General features: G+C 32.1%; 2 protein-coding genes. Both read left to right on the top strand.

Annotated elements, in window-relative coordinates:
- Positions 1 to 137: 137 nt before the first annotated feature.
- The gene (locus H5084_RS19160; RefSeq protein ID WP_182692223.1) at positions 138 to 881 is read left to right on the top strand and encodes a PEP-CTERM sorting domain-containing protein; all 744 of its coding nucleotides are present in this window, start codon (positions 138 to 140) and stop codon (positions 879 to 881) included.
- A gap of 675 nt (positions 882 to 1,556) precedes the next feature.
- Positions 1,557 to 1,751: a hypothetical protein gene (locus H5084_RS19155; protein WP_028868889.1), complete on the top strand. Its 195-nt coding sequence runs from the start codon at positions 1,557 to 1,559 to the stop codon at positions 1,749 to 1,751.
- Positions 1,752 to 2,036 lie beyond the last annotated feature (285 nt).

Here is a 2,036-nt window from a genome sequence, read left to right as displayed (position 1 = left end):
TCTTTTTTATCTTTTTTATCTTTTTTTATTTACCTTAAGCTCATGATAGTAATTAGTTAATTTTTTTGGCTTGATATTTGCTTTAGTTGTCGTTCTTAGGTCTTAAATGACCTCTAAAAATAAAAAAAGGATGTTTTATGAAATTAATTAATGTGATTGCATCAGGGCTAATGTTTTCTGCTAGTGTTGCTTATGCTGGTGCTATAGACCTCAATACTTGGAACCAATCAGGTAATAGTTCAAATGGAAATTGGAATGTTGCTGCTGACGGTACTTCTGTATTACAAACTATTAACGGTAATCCTACTTTCTTTATAAGTAATGATTCTTTTATTAATAATCAATTTACAGGGACATTTGGCGTTGAAACGACAAGTGATGATGACTTTATAGGTTTTGTTTTTGGTTATAACGGTCTAGATGACTTTTACCTTTTTGATTGGAAACAAAGTACACAAGTTTATTCAGGTAACACGGGCTCAGAAGGATTCACGTTATCAAAAATATCAGATGGTGCGAATGTGAATTCTTTAGATGCTTTATGGGGTCATAATGGTAATGGTATCGACGTTCTTGGTACTGATTATGGCAATGATCGTGGTTGGGTTGATAATACAACCTATGAATTTACTTTAAACTATACTGATACGTCGATAGATATTTTTATTAATGGCGGTACATTTAGTGATGAAAATATATTCAGTCTTGCAGGTTTAAATAATGATTCTGGGAACTTTGGTTTCTTTAACTCATCTCAATCTCAAGTTAGATACACAGGATTTAAAGAAGAAGCAACATCGGTTCCTGAACCATCTACTCTAGCTGTCTTTTCATTAGCTATCGCAGGGCTATTTTGGCGCCGTAAAGTCACCAATAAGTAACTATCTAAGTAAGTGGTGGCTCATAGAATAGAGCCTCTTCTAAAAAATAAGCAGTTGATTACTTATCGCAATCCTCTGCTTATTTTGCACTAACTCTGTCACTGATCTAGCATGTTCAAGTTCCTTTTCATTAGCTATTTTTTCTCTAATTCACGAAGTGTTTTATTTGTAATCACAGATGAAACGACCAATAAATTGATATATTTACTTTTGCAGGAAGATTCCTATTAAGTCGAGTGTAATAAAATATAAACGCGAGAGATTAAAAAGCTTATGGCTGCTAAAAATTATTTACTGACATTATCCGTACAAAATTGTGTGCTCCATTGGCGGTGAATATTTAGTTGAGATGATCAAAGAATGAAGCATATTCACTGAATATATCAATAATTTTTGCCTAACTGTTTGTTGTATTTCTTTTTGATACAATAGCTTATATTGATTTTTTTGGGTCCGTCAACTTTAAGTAAGCGTTAGAATCGATGCACTGCTAGCCACCTGCAATTATGTAAATTTTGTAAATCGAGGACTTTTTATTTTACTACAAAAGCGTACTGAACATTAAAAATATAAAAACGGTAGTATTATTAATATTGCGCTTTACGTGATTTTAAAGGACACTATCACAAAGCTCTTTACAGGCACTATTTTAATAAAATAAGGAACCAACTATATATGACGGGTTTAAGCAACCAAGATAGCAATCCAAACAGTGATAAAAATCAACTTAAAGCATTGCTAGAACAACCTATTGAAGATTTACCTCTTATTTCACTTTACCGTATTAGATACCTAGCGACTGAATTGTCTATGGAATCTGTGGTTACTCATGCTCAACAGATCATTGATAAACGTAAAAATGCGATGTAATTAGTTTTTATTGACCGAATTAAGACCACTAATAATTAGTCGGTATTAATTCTATCAATATCCATAATCAACCTACCTTTTAGTTAAATAGATATATAAACTCAGAGGTAGTTTGTTATGACGTAGTCTAGCTTGCATATAAATCGTATTATCCTTGAAAAAATGAGAACACATTAATAATTGTGACCCCATTTCTCATCTACTTCTAAACTAACATAGCTATAAACAAGGCACCTATAAACTAGCCTATCCCTAAGCTAAGTTATATCTAAGCTAAATTATATC

Source organism: Psychromonas sp. SR45-3, assembly GCF_014163575.1.
Taxonomy (GTDB): Bacteria; Pseudomonadota; Gammaproteobacteria; order Enterobacterales; family Psychromonadaceae; genus Psychromonas; species Psychromonas arctica.
This window is presented reverse-complemented; position numbering and strand designations above follow the sequence as displayed.

Bases quoted from the DNA above. Each gene is read 5' to 3' on its own strand.
- H5084_RS19160 (WP_182692223.1), top strand. From the start codon at position 138: ATGAAATTAATTAATGTGATTGCATCAGGGCTAATGTTTTCTGCTAGT.
- H5084_RS19155 (WP_028868889.1), top strand. From the start codon at position 1,557: ATGACGGGTTTAAGCAACCAAGATAGCAATCCAAACAGTGATAAAAAT.